The 15999-nt window shown below is 61.7% G+C and carries 10 protein-coding genes; 6 read left to right on the top strand and 4 right to left on the bottom strand.

The annotated features are described in order from the left end of the window. Nucleotide 1: 1 nt before the first annotated feature. Nucleotides 2–715 (bottom strand): META domain-containing protein, encoded by a 714-nt coding sequence (locus ASD32_RS16155; protein ID WP_060639103.1) that lies wholly within the window; start codon nucleotides 713–715, stop codon nucleotides 2–4. A 162-nt stretch (nucleotides 716–877) separates the two neighbouring features. Between ASD32_RS16155 and dxr the strand changes: the two genes are divergently transcribed. Beyond that, complete coding sequence (gene dxr, locus ASD32_RS16150) at nucleotides 878–2071, top strand: 1-deoxy-D-xylulose-5-phosphate reductoisomerase (protein ID WP_060639073.1); 1194 nt, start codon at nucleotides 878–880, stop codon at nucleotides 2069–2071. A gap of 4 nt (nucleotides 2072–2075) precedes the next feature. On the opposite strand, the gene ASD32_RS16145 is transcribed toward dxr, so the two are convergent. Both ASD32_RS16145 and hemA read right to left on the bottom strand, forming a co-directional pair. Continuing rightward, nucleotides 2076–3194, bottom strand: coding sequence for a serine hydrolase domain-containing protein (locus ASD32_RS16145; protein WP_060639072.1), 1119 nt, complete (start codon nucleotides 3192–3194; stop codon nucleotides 2076–2078). Nucleotides 3195–3284: 90 nt separating this feature from the next. After that, on the bottom strand, nucleotides 3285–4502 hold the full coding sequence (gene hemA, locus ASD32_RS16140) for a 5-aminolevulinate synthase (RefSeq protein ID WP_060639071.1): 1218 nt from the start codon (nucleotides 4500–4502) through the stop codon (nucleotides 3285–3287). 484 nt (nucleotides 4503–4986) lie between these two features. On the opposite strand from hemA, the gene ASD32_RS16135 reads away from it, so the two are divergent. The 3 genes from ASD32_RS16135 (at nucleotide 4987) to ASD32_RS16125 (ending at nucleotide 13221) form a co-directional block, all read left to right on the top strand. Next, entirely contained in the window at nucleotides 4987–5244 is a 258-nt protein-coding gene (locus ASD32_RS16135; RefSeq protein ID WP_060639070.1) for a glycine zipper family protein, read from the top strand. 256 nt (nucleotides 5245–5500) lie between these two features. Further along, nucleotides 5501–7411, top strand: coding sequence for an autotransporter assembly complex family protein (locus ASD32_RS16130; protein ID WP_060639069.1), 1911 nt, complete (start codon nucleotides 5501–5503; stop codon nucleotides 7409–7411). Between the two features lie 98 nt (nucleotides 7412–7509). Further along, a complete protein-coding gene (locus tag ASD32_RS16125) occupies nucleotides 7510–13221 on the top strand; it encodes a translocation/assembly module TamB domain-containing protein (protein WP_060639068.1) in 5712 nt (1903 codons plus the stop codon). Nucleotides 13222–13250: 29 nt separating this feature from the next. Here the strand turns inward: ASD32_RS16125 and ASD32_RS16120 are convergent, their stop codons facing one another. After that, nucleotides 13251–13694, bottom strand: coding sequence for an Lrp/AsnC family transcriptional regulator (locus ASD32_RS16120; RefSeq protein ID WP_060639102.1), 444 nt, complete (start codon nucleotides 13692–13694; stop codon nucleotides 13251–13253). A 138-nt stretch (nucleotides 13695–13832) separates the two neighbouring features. Between ASD32_RS16120 and rocF the strand changes: the two genes are divergently transcribed. Continuing rightward, a complete protein-coding gene (gene rocF, locus ASD32_RS16115; protein ID WP_060639067.1) occupies nucleotides 13833–14768 on the top strand; it encodes an arginase in 936 nt (311 codons plus the stop codon). Between the two features lie 24 nt (nucleotides 14769–14792). Next, nucleotides 14793–15998 (top strand): ornithine--oxo-acid transaminase, encoded by a 1206-nt coding sequence (rocD, locus tag ASD32_RS16110; RefSeq protein ID WP_060639066.1) that lies wholly within the window; start codon nucleotides 14793–14795, stop codon nucleotides 15996–15998. Nucleotide 15999 lies beyond the last annotated feature (1 nt).

The following is a 15999-nucleotide window of genomic DNA, read 5'->3' as shown; positions in this document are numbered from 1 at the left end:
TTTATTCCACCTTGGAGCAGGCGATACCCGGGTCGTTGTCGCCCTTGATCGTGTCGATCAGCGTCGCATTTTCGCCTTTCGTCCACCAGACATATTGTCCGCCCGCATATTTCGCACCCGATCCCGAAAGCACGTTGGAGGCGACGACGAACTCGCTGCCGATGGTCAGCGTCACCAGCGAAACCGGACCGGCATTGATATAGTCGGCGGCAACGGCCTGGCCCGCACAATCGTAACGCACGGCTTGCCGCTCGACAGTGCGGGCGCCGGGAATATTGATCAGCACATCTGAGGACACGGTATGCGGCGCAAGCCGCAGTGCCGTCTTCGCATCGGCCGTTTTCAGAACCAGCTTCGTGTCTTTAATCTTGAACGAGAGGCCGGCCGTCAGGGCCGCAAAAAACTTCGTCTCCTGGTCCATCACCGCCGGCACGCACATTTTGCGTGTCGCACCCGCCGGCGCAAAAATGATCTCGCCGCCCTTCAGGTCGAATGTACCGGTGTAACTGTTGCAGCCGGCAAAGCCGGAATAGGTTCCGTCATCATTGATTTCCAGCGTTGTCTGCAGAAAATCGATGACACCGCCGCCGCCGATATCTTCGGCCAGCCATGTGCCGACCAGCTCGGACGGCACCGATTCGGCAGCAACGGTGGAAACCGATGTCGCATCGATCAAGACGCAGGAACAGGAAAGAAACAGCGCAAGTTTCAGCATGAGGACATCCTTTCCGGCAAAGAGCAGGATCCGCCCCACCCTGCGCCCGTGATTCGCAGCACCTGCGACCCTATCGCCCCCACCCGGAGCGAGGCTACCCTTGTTGGCATCGGCTTTCACCTGTAGAGGCTAACAGGAAAACAAAAATAACGGGATTTGGCCATGACCTCCGGCGCGCAAGGCAAACGCCGCTTGACCATTCTGGGCTCGACGGGCTCGATCGGCACCAACACGCTCGACGTCATCCGCCAGCTTGGCGGACGCGATGCATTCGATATTGCCGCCGTGACCGGCAATGGCAATATCGCGCTCCTGGCCGAACAGGCGAAGGTAAGCGGCGCCGAACTCGCCGTGACCGCCGACGAGACCCAGTATCACGATCTGAAAGCCGCACTTGCAGGCACCGGCATAGAGATCGCGGCCGGGCGCAGCGGCCTGATCGAAGCGGCCGAACGCGATGCCGGCTGGGTGATGGCCGCCATCGTCGGCACGGCGGGCCTCGCCCCGACGCTGGCTGCAGCCCGGCGCGGCGCCGATATTGCGCTTGCCAACAAGGAATGCCTGGTCTCCGCCGGCGATCTCTTCGTGGCCGCCGTCCAATCCGGAGGCGGCAAGCTTTTGCCTGTCGATAGCGAGCACAATGCCATCTATCAGGTGCTGGAAGAACATCAACGCCATGCGGTCGAGCGCATTATCCTTACCGCATCCGGCGGCCCCTTCCGTCGCTCCACGCTGACCGAGATGCGCGATGTTACCGCCGCTACGGCGCGCGCCCATCCCAACTGGTCGATGGGCCTGAAGATCTCGATCGACAGCGCCTCGATGTTCAACAAGGCGCTCGAGATGATCGAGGCCAAGCATCTTTTCGGCATGCGGCCGGACCAGATCGAAGTGATCGTCCATCCGCAATCGGTCATCCATTCCATGGTCGGCTATAGCGACGGTTCCGTGCTGGCGCAGCTCGGCTGCCCGGATATGCGCACCGCCATCGGCTATGCCCTGTCGCACCCGGCGCGGCCGTCTCTCGATGTCGAGCGGCTGGATTTTGCCAAACTCTCGCGGCTGGATTTCGAAGCGCCGGACGAAGAGCGTTTCCCGGCCTTGCGTCTTGCCCGGCTGGCGATGCAGCGCGGCGGCATGCAGAGCGCCGTGCTGAATGGCGCCAAGGAGGTGGCCTTGGAAGCGTTTATCGACGGCAGCGTCGGCTTCCTGCAGATGGCGGAAATCACCGAAACCGTGATGGAGGCGCTGGTTGCAGCGCCGGCAGCAACCGGAATGGACGATGTCTTTTCGGTAGATGCCGAAGCCCGCCGGATCGCCAAAGCCATCGTCGAACGCGACGTGGCCGCAGCGTAAGACGTCACGCGGCGTAGACAGCCTCGACGATCCGGCCGGGGAATTCGCCCATGCAGCCTTCCAGCGCATTGTTGCTCATGTTGAACACCGTCAGTCCATTGGCCCGGTCGATGAACCAGTTGTGCCCGTAGACGCCACCCCAGCGAACGGTTCCGGCCGATTGCGGCGTGCCCGCCTCGGTAGGGTTATCGACCACGGCACCGAAATAGCCGAACGAGCAGCCGGGATCCGAGACCAATCCGCCAATCCGGTTGGAAAGGCCAAGATGCACCGTTTGCGGCGACAGGACAGCACCGCCTCCGGTCCGCAATGTCTCCAGGAAAACCAGAAAATCGCCCGCCGTTCCCACCATGCCGGCCCCGCCGGACTGAAACGCCTTTGGATTGAAAATCCGCGACGGCGAAAACCCGAGCGTCCAGCCTGCCTCTCCCGGCGCGTAATAGGGATCGGTCATCCGGACCGCGGCCGGGTACGCGTCGGCATAGGGCGCGGCAAGGCGCGCGGGGTCGGTGACGTGAAAACGGCTGTCGGCCATCCCCAGCGGACCGGCAATATAGGTGACCACGGCATCTTCCAGCGATCCGCCATGAACCTTGGCAATCACCGCGCCCAAAATATCGGTGGCAAAGGAATAGGACCAGGCGGCGCCCGGAGCAAATGCCAGGGGCACGGCGTTATGACGGCTGAAATTGGCCTCGAAATCGAGATCGGTGTCCAGCAATCCGCAAGTGATGGCTTGTCCGTCGGGAAGATGCTCAAGCGTCACGTCATAGACCAGACCCGACGTATGGGTCAGCAGATGGTGAACGGACATATCGGCCACGACGCCATCCGGCGTCTTCGGCTGGAACCAGGGCAGATGCGCGGTCACCCGGTCGGACAAGGACATCAGCCCACGATCGATCATCGCAAGCGCGGTTGCCGCAACGATGGGCTTGGTCAGCGAAGCAAAGCGAAAGATCGTGTCGAATTCAACCGGCCTGCCCGCTTCCCGGTCGGCATAGCCTGCGGCGCGGCGGAAAAGCGGTTGACCATGTTGATAGGCAAGCACCACGGTCCCGGTAATTTTCCCCGATTCGAGAAATTGGTCGATGACCTGATTGAGCCTGCGCTCGATGCCCATGCGAAGTCCCCTTGAAAGCCTGCCAAGAATCAAAAATGCGGATCATCTTTCGACAATCCGCATTCCAACTTCAAGCCTTTGGCAATTGTTTTAAGCAACCGCCCTTGCCAGCGCACAGCGCGACCAGAGCTGATGCAGCGCGCCGACCAGATGGTCGATATCGGCATCCGAATGCAGCGGCGTCGGGGTAATGCGCAGACGCTCGGTCTTCTTCGGCACCGTCGGATAGTTGATCGGCTGGACATAGACGCCGCAATTGTCGAGCAGAAGATCGGAGATCCACTTGCACTTGGAGGCGTCGCCGACAATCACCGGTACGATATGGCTGGGATTGTTGAGGTGCGGGATGCCGTTCTTGTCGAGCAGGTTGCGCAGCCGGCGGACACGCTCCTGGTGGGCGAAACGTTCGACCTGGCTTTCCTTCAGATGACGGATCGAGGCAACCGCACCGGCAGCAAGCGCCGGCGGCAGCGCCGTCGTGAAGATGAAGCCGGAGGCAAACGAGCGGATGAAATCACACAATGCGGTGGACGCAGCGATATAGCCGCCCATGACGCCGAAAGCCTTGCCGAGCGTGCCCTCGATCACCGTCAAACGATGCATCAGGCCTTCGCGCTCGGCAATGCCGCCGCCGCGCGGACCGTACATGCCAACGGCGTGCACTTCATCGAGATAGGTCATCGCGCCATACTTGTCGGCGAGATCGCAGATGTCCTTGATCGGCGAGATATCGCCGTCCATCGAGTAGACCGATTCGAAAGCAATGATTTTGGGCGCACGCGGATCGGCGGCCTGCAGCTTGGCTTCGAGGTCTGTGAGCGAATTGTGCTTGAAGATGACCCGCTCGCATTTGGAGGAGCGGATGCCTTCGATCATCGATGCATGATTCCCGGCGTCCGAAAAGACGATCACACCGGGAATCTTCGAACAGAGCGTTCCAAGCGCCGCCCAGTTGGACACGTAGCCGGAAGTAAACAGCAGCGCCGATTCCTTGCCATGCAGATCGGCAAGTTCGCGCTCGAGAAGCACGTGGTAGTGGTTGGTGCCCGAAATATTCCGGGTGCCCCCAGCACCCGCGCCACACTGGTCGATGGCGAGTTTCATCGCCTCGGTGACCTTGGGATGCTGGCCCATGCCCAGATAGTCGTTGGAACACCAGACGGTCACGTCCTGTTTTTCGCCGGCCGAATTATAACGGGTCGCCTTGGGAAACTGTCCGCTCTGGCGCTCCAGATCGGCAAAAACGCGGTAGCGGCCTTCCTGATGCAGGCCGTCCAGCTCACCTTTAAAGAAACTCTCGAAATCCATCATTGTCTCCAGAACCTTGCCGTCTTTTTGATCCAAAGCACGGCGGCGTCAACCTCTTCAAAGGTTATCGCGGCCATCTGCGGCAAAAGGCCCCTAATTTTGAACAGTTCCAAACTATCCGTCATGGATTTCATTCCACTTAACCTTGATCTGTGTCAAGACCGCGCGACAGGGATGGAGTATCCCGTCCTTATATTCTGTTTCAATCGGATCAGCGGTAATCGTCATGCGCAGCAGGGCCTGGCGGGCGGGAAAACGCACCGGCCTGTCACTAAGGGAACAGCCTTCAGCTTCCGTTCAGGTTGAATAGCATTACTTGGCACCACGGGGATTGTGCGGGATGTCTGTAGACTTTCACAGACAGGCATTTATCTTTCGAAGGTGCAAGTTCGACCGGAGGGGGACCTTAAAGTCCAGCTTCCATTCCTGGGGAGAAACGGACGGCGGGGAACTTGCCTCTCGCGTCCAGAATTTGGAGAAACAAATGAAGAAGGCCATCGTGCTTGTCCTGCTCGCTTTATCCGTCGCGAGCTGCACGCAGACTGAAAAGGGTGCCGGTATCGGGGCGGTTTCCGGCGCAATCATCGGCGGCGCCATCACCGGCGACGTGCGCGGTGCAGCCGTTGGCGCTGCGATCGGTGGCGTTTCGGGCGCCGTGATCGGCAACGTTTCTGAGCAGCCCGGCCAGTGCTACTACCGCGACCGCTACGGCCGCCGCTACATCGACGACTGCCCGCGTTGATTGCAGGCGCGACCGGGAAAAGGCAGGCAGTTCGCCGCTTTTCCACGTTTAACCCCGGAGAAATCCGGGGTTTTTTGTTCCCCTCATGCCACACCTCAAGGGGTTTTCCATAAAAAGAGGGCAAAAAGTCTTCATCCTCCGGTCAATGCTGTGTAGGGTCATCGTTAACTAACGGCAAACCTTGTCATGCGATTGTGCCCCTGCCGTGATGGCAGGCAGGTGTTCGAAGTGGCCTGAACAGCGGAATGCGGAAATTATGCGTTTGCCGACAATGAGTGTTGCGTATCGGAAGGTTGGTGCTGCTTTTGCGGTCGCGGCTCTGGCTGCCTGCGGACCTTTGTCGGTGACCGATGCCTATGCCTTCAAGATTTTCGGCATGCGGTTTTTTGAAAAAGACGAAGAACCCAACGACATCGTCGATCCCGTCAATTTCACCCTGACACTGAACGAATCCTCCGCCGACCCCGACCTGAAAGAGGCGCTGGAAAACAGCTCGCGGCTGTTTCAGGACAAGGACAAGCCGGTTTCCGGTGATCTTGGCCTGGCCATCAAGGCGCGTGACGACCGCGACCGCCTGCTGGCAGCGCTTTACGAACAGGCCCGTTACGGCGGCACCGTCGCCGTCAAGGTCAACGGTCAGGATATCGACACGCTGCCGCCCGATCCCGTCTTTCCGGACGGCGCACCGGTGCCCGTCGAGATCACCGTGACCCCCGGCCCTGTTTTCACCCTTGGCGACGTCGTTCTGAAAGGTGACGCCGTCGGCCGCCGTCCCGACGAATATCTGAAGTCCGGCGCCAGGGCAGATTCGACGCTGATCATCAAGGCCGGCGAGAAGATCGTCGAGGATTTGAAGGAAGAAGGACGCCCGCTTGCCAAGCTGGTCGAGCGCAGCGTCGTCGCTGATCACGCCACCAACACCGTCGATGTCACGATCGCAGCCGAAGGCGGCCCCGTCGCTCCGGTGGGCACCGTCACCGTCAACGGCACCAAGACCGTGGACCCCACTTTCGTTGCCGATTATTCCCGTCTGAACGGCGGCAAGCCCTATTCTCCGGAAGCCCTGCGCAAGGCGTCCGACCGGTTGCGCCAGCTCGGTGTATTTTCCAGCATCACCATCAAGCAGGCAAACGAGCTTGCTCCTGACGGCACCATTCCGATGACCATCGAGGTTTCCGAAGGCAAGCAGCGCTATTTCGGCGCCGGCGCGCAATATTCCACCACGGACGGCTTCGGCCTGCAGGGTTACTGGGGCCACCGCAACCTGTTTGGGCGAGCTGAATCCCTGCGCCTGGAGGGATCGGTCAGCCGCATCGGCGAAACCACCGATGTCGGCAGCCTCGATTATTCGGCCGGTCTTCTGTTCGCCAAGCCCGGCGCATTCGGGCCTGCCTCCACTTTCAATGCCAGCCTGAAGGCGCAGCTGCTGGATCCCGATGCCTACAAGGCGACGATTTTCACGGGCGCGGCCGGGGCGACGTTCGAGTTGTCCGATACTGACACGGTCTCGGCCGGTGGCGAGGTTTCCTGGGCCGATGTCGAGGATGCGTTTGGAAAGAACGAGTATCTGACCGCATCGATCCCGATCGAATATATCCGCGATACCCGCGACAATAAGCTCAATCCCACAACCGGCTACCGCGCCTCGATCAATGCCAAGCCGAGCTACGAGATCAACGGCCAGAGCTTCTTCAGTTCGTTTGAAGGGTCGGCGGCGGCCTATGTCGGGTTGGGTGCGGAAAACCGTTTCGTTCTCGCCGGAAGGCTCGGCGCCGGTGTGATTGCGGGTGGTGATGGCCTGGCCTCCATCCCCGCAAACCGGCGTTTCTATCTCGGCGGCGGCGGCACCGTGCGCGGCTATTCCTATCAGGAGATCAGCCCGCGCAACGGCGACGATGAAATCCTCGGCGGACGCTCCTATGTCAACGGAACGGTGGAAGCGCGCATCGGCATTACCGATACGATCGGCATCGTTCCCTTCATCGATGCGGGAACTGTCTCGGCCAAGACGGCACCGGATTTTTCCGATATCCGCGCCGGCGCCGGCATCGGCTTGCGCTACAATACGCCGTTCGGGCCGATTCGGCTGGATGTCGCCGTGCCGCTGAATCCCTATCCGGGCGGCACGAAATATGGAATCTACGCCGGTATCGGCCAATCCTTCTGATTGCCTGAGGCAGTCACCACGGCCTGATTCCGGATGCAAAGCGCCGGTTTTGGGGAACCGCAATTTCACCGCAACGCGACTTGCGCTATGGATGAACAATGAATCGTTTGCTCCGTTTTCTGAAAATCGCGTCGCGCTGGCTGGCTTATGGCGCAGGCTTTGCCCTGATCGCCCTCGTGCTTCTGGTCCTATTCGCAGGTTTTACCGCGCCCGGCGCGCGTTTTGTCGCCGCGATGATCGAGAAATATGCCTCGACCCCGGACCAGATCGTTCGCATCAACGACCCGAGCGCACTCCTGACCGGTGATTTCACCGCTTCCAGCGTGACCCTGTTCGACAGCAAGGGCGTCTATGCGGAAATCCGCGAAGTCAAGATCGACTGGTCGCCGACAGCCCTGTTCTCCAAGCGCTTTGATGCGGCAAACGTATCGGCAGGATCCGTGCGCCTTGAACGGCTGCCGATCCCCTCGCAGGAAACCAGGGAAGTCCGCCAATCTTTCGCCCTGCCGCTCGAGGTCAAGATCGATGCCTTCGATCTGGAAGAAATCATCATCGGCAAGGATATTGCCGGCGTCGATCAGTTCCTGAATGCGCAAGGTAAGCTGAATGCGACCAATGCCAGCATTGCCGCAGCCCTTGCGGTTGCGCAGCGCGACCGGCCGGACGCCAAGGCGATTGCCGATATCGTCTTCAATCCGGCCGCCAACGAGCTGAAGCTCGAAACCACGATCAACGAACCGAAGGGCGGATTGCTGGCAAAGGCCATGCGCCTGCCGGGCGAACCGGCGGTCAGCATTTCCGTCACCGGCGATGGTCCGCTGACGAAATGGACAGGCACGGCAACCGCAGCCCTAGATGGCAATGAAGTGCTGAAGGTGGACGGCGAGCACACGCTGGCTCCGGATGGATTCCGCACCCTGTCGCTGAAGGGCGGCGGCACGTTCAGCGATCTCCTGCCGCCCGCCTTCCGGCCGCTGTTTCAAGGCACGACCGACATCGATTTGTCGGCAGCGTTCGATGGCACGACCATGCGCATCAACAGAGGCAAATTCTCCACCGCCGCGCTGACATTTGCCGCATCCGGCACTTATAGCACAGCCGGTCAAAACGACCTGCAGGCAAGTCTGACCGGGACCAATGGCCCGATCGACTTCCGCCTGCCGCTGGCCAAGGGCGAGGCGCAGCTCTCGATCAACAATGCCAGCGTTTCGCTGATCGGCGAAGCTCAGGCCGCCGTCCTCGACATCGGCGCCGATATCGGCAAGGCAACGCTGCCGCAGGGCGAGATCGAGGCGATCAAGCTGCATGCCTTCAGCGACGGCTTCAATCTCTCGACCAAAACCGGCCCCTTGAAGACAGCCATCGAGACGGGCGCCACACGCTTCGTCAGCGCCGATATCGACCGCCTGGTCAAAGGCCCCGTGAAAATCGATGGCACTTTGTCGGTCACCCCCGAAACCGTTTCTTTCGATCCGCTGACGCTGGAAAGCGCCAGTATTGGCGGAACGCTCACCGGCTCCTACACCATCGCCGAAAACACATTTGCCACCGGCTTCAAGCTCTTCGCCCTTCCTGCTGTCCTGCCCCCGGCGCTTGCGGCAAAATTCGATACGACCATTGCGCTGACCGGCAATCTCGGCACCGGGGCGAATGGCAATGTCACGGTGAGCGATCTCGCGCTGAAGTCCGGAACCGTGGAGGCGACGGGCTCGGCGGCACTCGAAACCGGAAACCTGACAGCGGCCATCAGCGGCGTCGTCCCGGAAATCGGCAGGTTCCTCGCAGACGCCAAGGGTGCGGCCAATTTCAAGGCGGATGTCAGCGGCCCGCTCGATGCTTTGGCGATCAAGGCCGAGGTAACGGCGAACGGCGCAACGCTTGCCGGGCGCACGCTCAACGATCTGGCAATCAACGCCGACGCGACAGTCGGCCAGAACGGCCCGAATGCGACAGTGACCGCCACCGGCGCCCTGGATGGACAGGCCATCAACGCCAAGGCCGAAATCGCGTCTGCCAAAGGTGCGACCAGCCTTCCCTCGATCGAAGCGACAATCGGCCAGAACACGCTGACGGGGGCGCTCGACCTGACGGCGGATTTCCAGCCGAATGGCGCGCTCACCTTCAACTTCCCCGACCTCGGATTGCTTGCCGCCATGGCCGGCCAGACCGCGTCCGGAGACCTTGCGGGCACGGCCAGCATCACGTCCGACAACGGTGTCACCTCGGTTGCCGTCAAGGCCAACGGGTCGGGCATCAGGCGGGGCGATCTCGTCATCAGCAAACCCGCAGCCGACATTGCCATCGCCGATCTGAAGGCGCTGGCGATCAAGGGCGCGGTCACCGTCGAAGAGATCAGCCAGGGCGACACGCGTCTTGCCGGGCTCAAGCTCGGCTTCGAGCAACAGGGGCCAAAGACGAACTTCGCCCTCGACGGCACCTATGACGCAGCGCCCCTGACAGCGCGCGGCGACCTTGAAAGCGCTGGCGGCAAGACGACGATCAATCTCCAGTCGTTTGCCGCAGCACCGAAGAAGATCCCGCTGCAACTGGCAGCACCAACGACGATCACGATCGAAAACGGCGCGGTCAATCTGCAGGAACTGGCGATCGCCGCATCCGGCGGCACGGTGACCCTGAACGGCAGCGCCGGTGAAAAGCTCGATATCACCGCGGCACTCGCCGGCATCGACGCACGCCTGCCGCTGGAAAACGGCGAGGCGCATGTCGTGCTCGATACCGGCACCGCATCGATCACCGGCACAATGCAGTCCGCCGTGCTCGACGTCCGCGCCGATATCGGCCAGCTCGCCCTGCCGCAAGGCCGCCTCGAAGCGATCAGGCTGACGGCTCGCAGCGATGCCTTCAACTTGTCGACCCAGACCGGCCTGATCAACACCCGCATCGAGACCGGCAATACGCAACTGACGAGCGCCGATCTCGACCGTCTGGTGAAAGGGCCGTTGAAGGTCGAAACCGTTCTCGATGTGTCTCCGAACCGGATCGGCTTTGATCCCGTTACCATCGACAGCAACCATCTTGGCGGCACGGTCAACGGCGCGTACGAGATTGCTGCAAAGTCGCTGAATGCCGGGTTCAACCTCTCCATTCTCCCGGCCGGCCTTCCCACATCCGTTTCCACCAAGTTCGACACCCCAATCACATTGTCCGGCATGGTGACCACCGGTGCGGATGGTGCAGTGGATGTCAGCAGGCTGGCCGTCGGTTCCGGTACGATCCAGGTCGCCGGCTCCGTCGGCCTCAAGGATGGCGCTCTTACGGCCGCTTTGACCGGCACCCTGCCGGATCTCGGCAAGGTACTGGCGGATGCAAGCGGCATTGCCGATCTCAAGGTCGATGCCACCGGCCCGCTCGACAATCTCGCCATCAAGGCCGAAGTCACCTCCAGCGGCGCGACGCTGGCCGGGCGCACCCTGAGCGACCTTCAGCTCACCGCCGATGCGACCGCCAACCCGGACAATCCGCAGGCAAAGATCAAGGCCACCGGCGCGCTGGGCGGCCAGGCGATCAACGTCAATGCCGAGCTCGTCTCCGAGAATGGCCGCACCAGCCTTCCGGTTCTGCAGGTGCAGATCGGCGACAACAGGCTGAACGGCAAGATCCAGTTCACCACCGATTTCCTGCCGCAGGGCAATATCGACTTCACATTCCCCGATGTCGGCCTGCTGGCCGCCATGGCGGGCGAAAAGGCCTCCGGCGATCTGGCCGGATCGGCGTCAATCAACAGCGACGGCGGCAAGACCTCGATTGCGCTGAAAGCCAGCGGTTCGGGCATCAGGCGCGGCGATCTCGTTATCACAAAGCCCGTCGCAGACATCACGATCGCCGACCTCAAGGCTCTGGCGATCAAGGGCAATCTCTCGGTCGAGGCCTTTGCGCAGGGTCAAAACCGCGTCAACGGCCTGAAGCTCGACTTCACCCAGCAGGCCGGCAAGACCGACGTGACGCTCGACGGCCGGTATGACGGTGCGCCGCTCAACCTACGGGCCGATATCCAGACGGTGAACGGCAAGACGACCGTCAATCTGGCGTCCTTTACCGCGACGCCACGAAAAATCCCGGTCAAACTGTCGGCGCCAACGACGATCACCATCGAGAACGGCAGGGTCAGCCTGCAGAAGCTGACGATCGGCGCCTCCGGAGGTACGGTCGCTGTCACCGGCGCGGCCGGAGAAAAGCTCGATCTCGACGTCAACCTCAATGCCTTGCCCGCAAGCCTCGCCAACACATTCGTGCCGTCGCTCGGGGCCGATGGCGCCATCAGCGGCAAGGTCGATGTCACCGGAACATCGGCAGCACCCGTCGTCGCCTATGATCTGCGCTGGGCAAATGCCGCAATCGCGCAGGCGAAATCCGCCGGCGTCGGCGCGCTCGATATCGCAGCGAAAGGCCAGTTTGCCAACAATGTCGTGACGCTCGACACCACGCTGAATGGCGCCGGCGGCCTCGCCTTCAAAGCCGGCGGCAAGGTCGGCATCACCGGCAATATGCCGCTCGACATCAAGGCCTCCGGCAATCTGCCCTTCGGCCTTGCCGCAGACCTCCTGGCCGCACAGGGCTTTACCCTGACCGGCGGAGCCAATGTCGATCTGTCCATCACGGGTGCCGCCACCGCACCGCAGGTTACCGGCACGATCTCCACATCAGGCGCACGCTTCGTCGATGTCCGGCATAATGTGGCGATCACCGATCTGACCGCCAATGTTGCGCTCGATGGCAGGCAGGCAAATATCCAGAAGCTTTCCGGCAAGCTCGCCAGCGGCGGCACGCTCGATGTCACCGGAACGGTCGGCATCGCCCCAGGGTCCGGCTTTCCGGCCAATCTTTCCATCCGCCTGGCCAAGGCAACCTATGTCGATGGCAGCCTGTTTACAGCCAGCGTTGATGGTGCGTTGACGCTGACGGGTTCCTTGACCGCAACGCCGGTGCTGGGCGGCAAGGTGACGATCAGCAAGGCCGCGATCACCATTCCCGAAAAGCTTCCCGCGTCGCTGTCGGAGATCGACATCAAGCACAAGAACGCGCCTGCCAAGGTAAGGCAGATGGAAGCGGACGTCCGCAAGGATACGGGCAGCGGCGGCAGCACCAAGAGCGGCGGCATTGCTTTCGATCTGGCCGTCAGCGCGCCAAGCAAACTGTTCGTGCGCGGACGCGGTATCGATGCCGAACTCGGCGGCGACCTGACCATTCGCGGCACCGCAGCCGAACCCGCCGTTTCCGGCGCTTTCGAAATGCGGCGCGGCCGGCTGGAAATTCTCGGCAAGCGTCTCACCTTTGCCGATGGCACGATCAGCTTCGGCGGCAATCTGGTGCCCACGCTCGATCTCGACGCTACTTCCACCGCCGGATCAACGACAGTCACCGTCAACGTCGCCGGCCCGGCCAACAACCCGGCCATCACGTTCTCCTCGTCGCCTGCCTTGCCGCAGGACGAAATCCTGGCGCAGCTGATCTTCAACCGGTCGCTGTCCAATCTGTCGGCCCTGCAGATCGCGCAGCTCGCCAGCGCGGTGAGCGAACTGGCCGGCGGTGGCTCCAACTCGCTCTTGAGCGGGCTGCGCAACAAGCTGGGTGTGGATGATCTCGACGTTTCGACGGACGCGACCGGCGGGGCCACGGTGACGGCCGGAAAGTATCTCAACGACCGGACCTATCTCGAACTGCAATCGGGCGCCGAGGCCGGTGGCGGCAAGGCGATCATCAATCTCGATGTCGGCCGGGGCGTCAAGCTGCGCGGCGAAGCTGGCGCCAGCGGCGCTGGCGGCGGTATCTTCTATGAGAAGGAATATTGAGCGGCGAAGCCGCTCGATACCGTCCTGGATTAAACCGCCGCTGAAATCTTGCTGGTCTTCAAGAGGATGTTCGTCTCCGTCAGGTTGATCCCGTCGATCAGCCGGATGAGGCGCAATGTCTCGTCGAAAGTCGCAAGATCCTTGTCCTCCAGCTCCGCAATGAAATCCCACCGGCCATTGGTCGAGTGAAGCGCCCGCACCTGCGGCAGGCCGCGCAGCTGCATGGCGACACGGTCGGCCATCTTGCCGTGGATTTCGATCATGACGATAGCGCGCACGCCGCTGCCGGAAAGCTCCGCCCCGGTCCGGATAGTGAATGCGGCAATAGTGCCGGACGCCACCAGCCGGTCGATGCGGGCAGCGACCGTCGCGCGTGATGCGCCGGTTGTCGCGGCAAGGGCGGAAACCGGCGTGCGGGCATTGTGACGCAGCGCACTGATCAGGGAATGATCGAGATCATCAAGACTTATCATTCTGTCCATCCGCACTTCTCATACTGTCAATTATAGCTGCCTATTTGCCAGTTTTCCATCTATTTGCCAACGAACAAACCCGTATAATCCGCGCACAAACCGGGCAAACCGGCATCACGCGAACTTGCGGGGAAGATCATGGCTGAATCCAACAAGAACATTGTGCTTATCGGCGCGCCACTCGAAGAAGGCTCCGGCCGCCGCGGTGCGGCCATGGGTCCGGCGGCCCTGCGCATTGCCGGTCTCGACACCATCCTGGCCGGCCTTGGCCACAACGTGACCGACGAAGGCGACCTGAGGCCGCTTCCTGCCCGCGACCTGCCCAATCATCCGAAGGCCAACAATCTGCAGATCGTCGCGGCCATCACCCGCGCGCTCGACGAATCGGTGCATCAGGCTGCCCGCGCCGGCAAATTCCCGGTGATCCTCGGCGGCGATCATGCCCTGTCGATGGGCTCGGTCTCCGGCATGGCGCGCTATGCCAAGGAGCAGGGCCGTCCGCTCTTCGTCCTCTGGCTCGATGCCCATGCCGATTTCAATTCGCCCGCAACATCGCCGTCCGGCAACATGCATGGCATGCCGGTGGCTTTCTTCTGCGGCCAGGCCGAATTCACGCCGATCCTCGACAAGGACCGGCCGATGGTTGATCCGAAGAACGTCTTTCAGGTCGGTATCCGCTCGGTCGATGACCGCGAACGCGAGGAAATCGCCGCGCATGGCGTCAATGTCTATGACATGCGCGCCATCGACGAGACCGGCATGGCCCATATCATGCACGAGATCATCGCCACGATCAAAGCCGCCAATGGCCTGCTGCATGTCAGCCTCGACGTCGATTTTCTCGATCCCGAACTGGCACCCGGCGTTGGCACAACGGTTCCCGGCGGCGCGACCTTCCGCGAAGCGCATCTGATCATGGAAATGCTCTGCGACAGCGGCCTCGTCTCCTCGCTGGACCTGGTCGAGCTCAACCCCTTTCTCGACGACCGGGGCAAGAGCGCCCGCATCCTCGTCGAGCTGACAGCCAGCCTGTTCGGCCGCCGCATCCTTGATCGCCCGACCCGTAGCGCCTGACCCAAACAAACGACCGGAGGAACCATGAACACGACCAACGCACTGATCGAAACCGAATACCGGCTGGGCGCACATAACTACAAACCGATCGACGTCGTCCTGTCGCGCGGCGAAGGCGTTTATGTCTGGGACCTCGACGGCAATCGTTACCTCGACTGCCTGTCGGCCTATTCTGCCGTCAATCAGGGCCATTGCCACCCGAAGATCCTTGCCGCGATGGTCGAGCAGGCAGGCAAGCTGACGCTCACCTCGCGCGCCTTCCGCAACGACCAGCTCGCGCATTTCTACGAGGAACTGGCAGCCCTGACCGGTAGCCACAAGATCCTGCCGATGAATTCCGGTGCCGAAGCCGTCGAAACCGCCGTCAAGGCGGTGCGTAAATGGGGTTACGAGGTCAAGGGCGTTGCAGAGAACAAGGCCGAGATCATCGTCTGCTCCAACAATTTCCATGGCCGCACCATGGGCATTGTGGGCTTCTCCACCGACCCGGACGCCCGCTCGGGCTTCGGCCCGTTCGCACCCGGCTTCAAGACCGTTCCGTTCGGCGATATCGAAGCCTTCCGCGCTGCTATCAATGAAAACACCGTGGCCTTCCTGATCGAGCCGATCCAGGGCGAAGCCGGCGTGATGATCCCGCCGCAGGGCTATTTCCCGGAAGTGCGCGCGCTTTGCTCCAAGCACGGCATTACCCTGATCCTTGATGAGATCCAGACCGGCCTTGGCCGCACCGGCAAGCTGCTTGCCGAAGAACACGAGGGCATCGAAGCCGACGTGACCCTGATCGGCAAGGCGCTCTCGGGCGGCTTTTATCCGGTCTCGGCCGTGCTCTCCAATTCCGAGGTTCTGGGCGTCCTGAAGCCCGGCCAGCATGGCTCGACCTTCGGCGGCAATCCGCTGGCTTGCGCCATTGCCCGCGCCTCGCTGAAAGCATTGACGGACGAAGACATGATCGGCAACTCCGCCCGCATGGGGGATCGTTTCCAGGCGGGCCTCAAGGATATCCGCTCCAACATCATCAAGGAGGTGCGCGGCCGTGGCCTGATGCTCGCCGTCGAACTGGTTCCTGAAGCCGGCGGCGCCCGCAAATATTGCGAAGCGCTGAAAGAACGCGGCATCCTTGCCAAGGACACCCATGGTGACACGATCCGCATCGCTCCGCCGCTGGTCATAACGGCCGATCAGGTGGACTGGGCCGTCGAACAATTCGCCGGCGTTCTCACCGCACAGTGAT

The sequence above is a fragment of the Rhizobium sp. Root483D2 genome (genome assembly GCF_001426685.1).
GTDB classification, from domain to species: Bacteria; Pseudomonadota; Alphaproteobacteria; order Rhizobiales; family Rhizobiaceae; genus Pararhizobium; species Pararhizobium qamdonense.
The sequence above is the reverse complement of the archived record's forward strand: the minus strand, read 5'-3'. Positions and strand labels throughout refer to the sequence as shown.

What these genes read in the sequence shown, in the direction of transcription:
- ASD32_RS16155 (WP_060639103.1), bottom strand. Translation starts at nt 715, where the DNA reads ATGCTGAAACTTGCGCTGTTTCTTTCCTGTTCCTGCGTCTTGATCGAT.
- dxr (WP_060639073.1), top strand. Translation starts at nt 878, where the DNA reads ATGACCTCCGGCGCGCAAGGCAAACGCCGCTTGACCATTCTGGGCTCG.
- ASD32_RS16145 (WP_060639072.1), bottom strand. Translation starts at nt 3,194, where the DNA reads ATGGGCATCGAGCGCAGGCTCAATCAGGTCATCGACCAATTTCTCGAA.
- hemA (WP_060639071.1), bottom strand. Translation starts at nt 4,502, where the DNA reads ATGGATTTCGAGAGTTTCTTTAAAGGTGAGCTGGACGGCCTGCATCAG.
- ASD32_RS16135 (WP_060639070.1), top strand. Translation starts at nt 4,987, where the DNA reads ATGAAGAAGGCCATCGTGCTTGTCCTGCTCGCTTTATCCGTCGCGAGC.
- ASD32_RS16130 (WP_060639069.1), top strand. Translation starts at nt 5,501, where the DNA reads ATGCGTTTGCCGACAATGAGTGTTGCGTATCGGAAGGTTGGTGCTGCT.
- ASD32_RS16125 (WP_060639068.1), top strand. Translation starts at nt 7,510, where the DNA reads ATGAATCGTTTGCTCCGTTTTCTGAAAATCGCGTCGCGCTGGCTGGCT.
- ASD32_RS16120 (WP_060639102.1), bottom strand. Translation starts at nt 13,694, where the DNA reads ATGATAAGTCTTGATGATCTCGATCATTCCCTGATCAGTGCGCTGCGT.
- rocF (WP_060639067.1), top strand. Translation starts at nt 13,833, where the DNA reads ATGGCTGAATCCAACAAGAACATTGTGCTTATCGGCGCGCCACTCGAA.
- rocD (WP_060639066.1), top strand. Translation starts at nt 14,793, where the DNA reads ATGAACACGACCAACGCACTGATCGAAACCGAATACCGGCTGGGCGCA.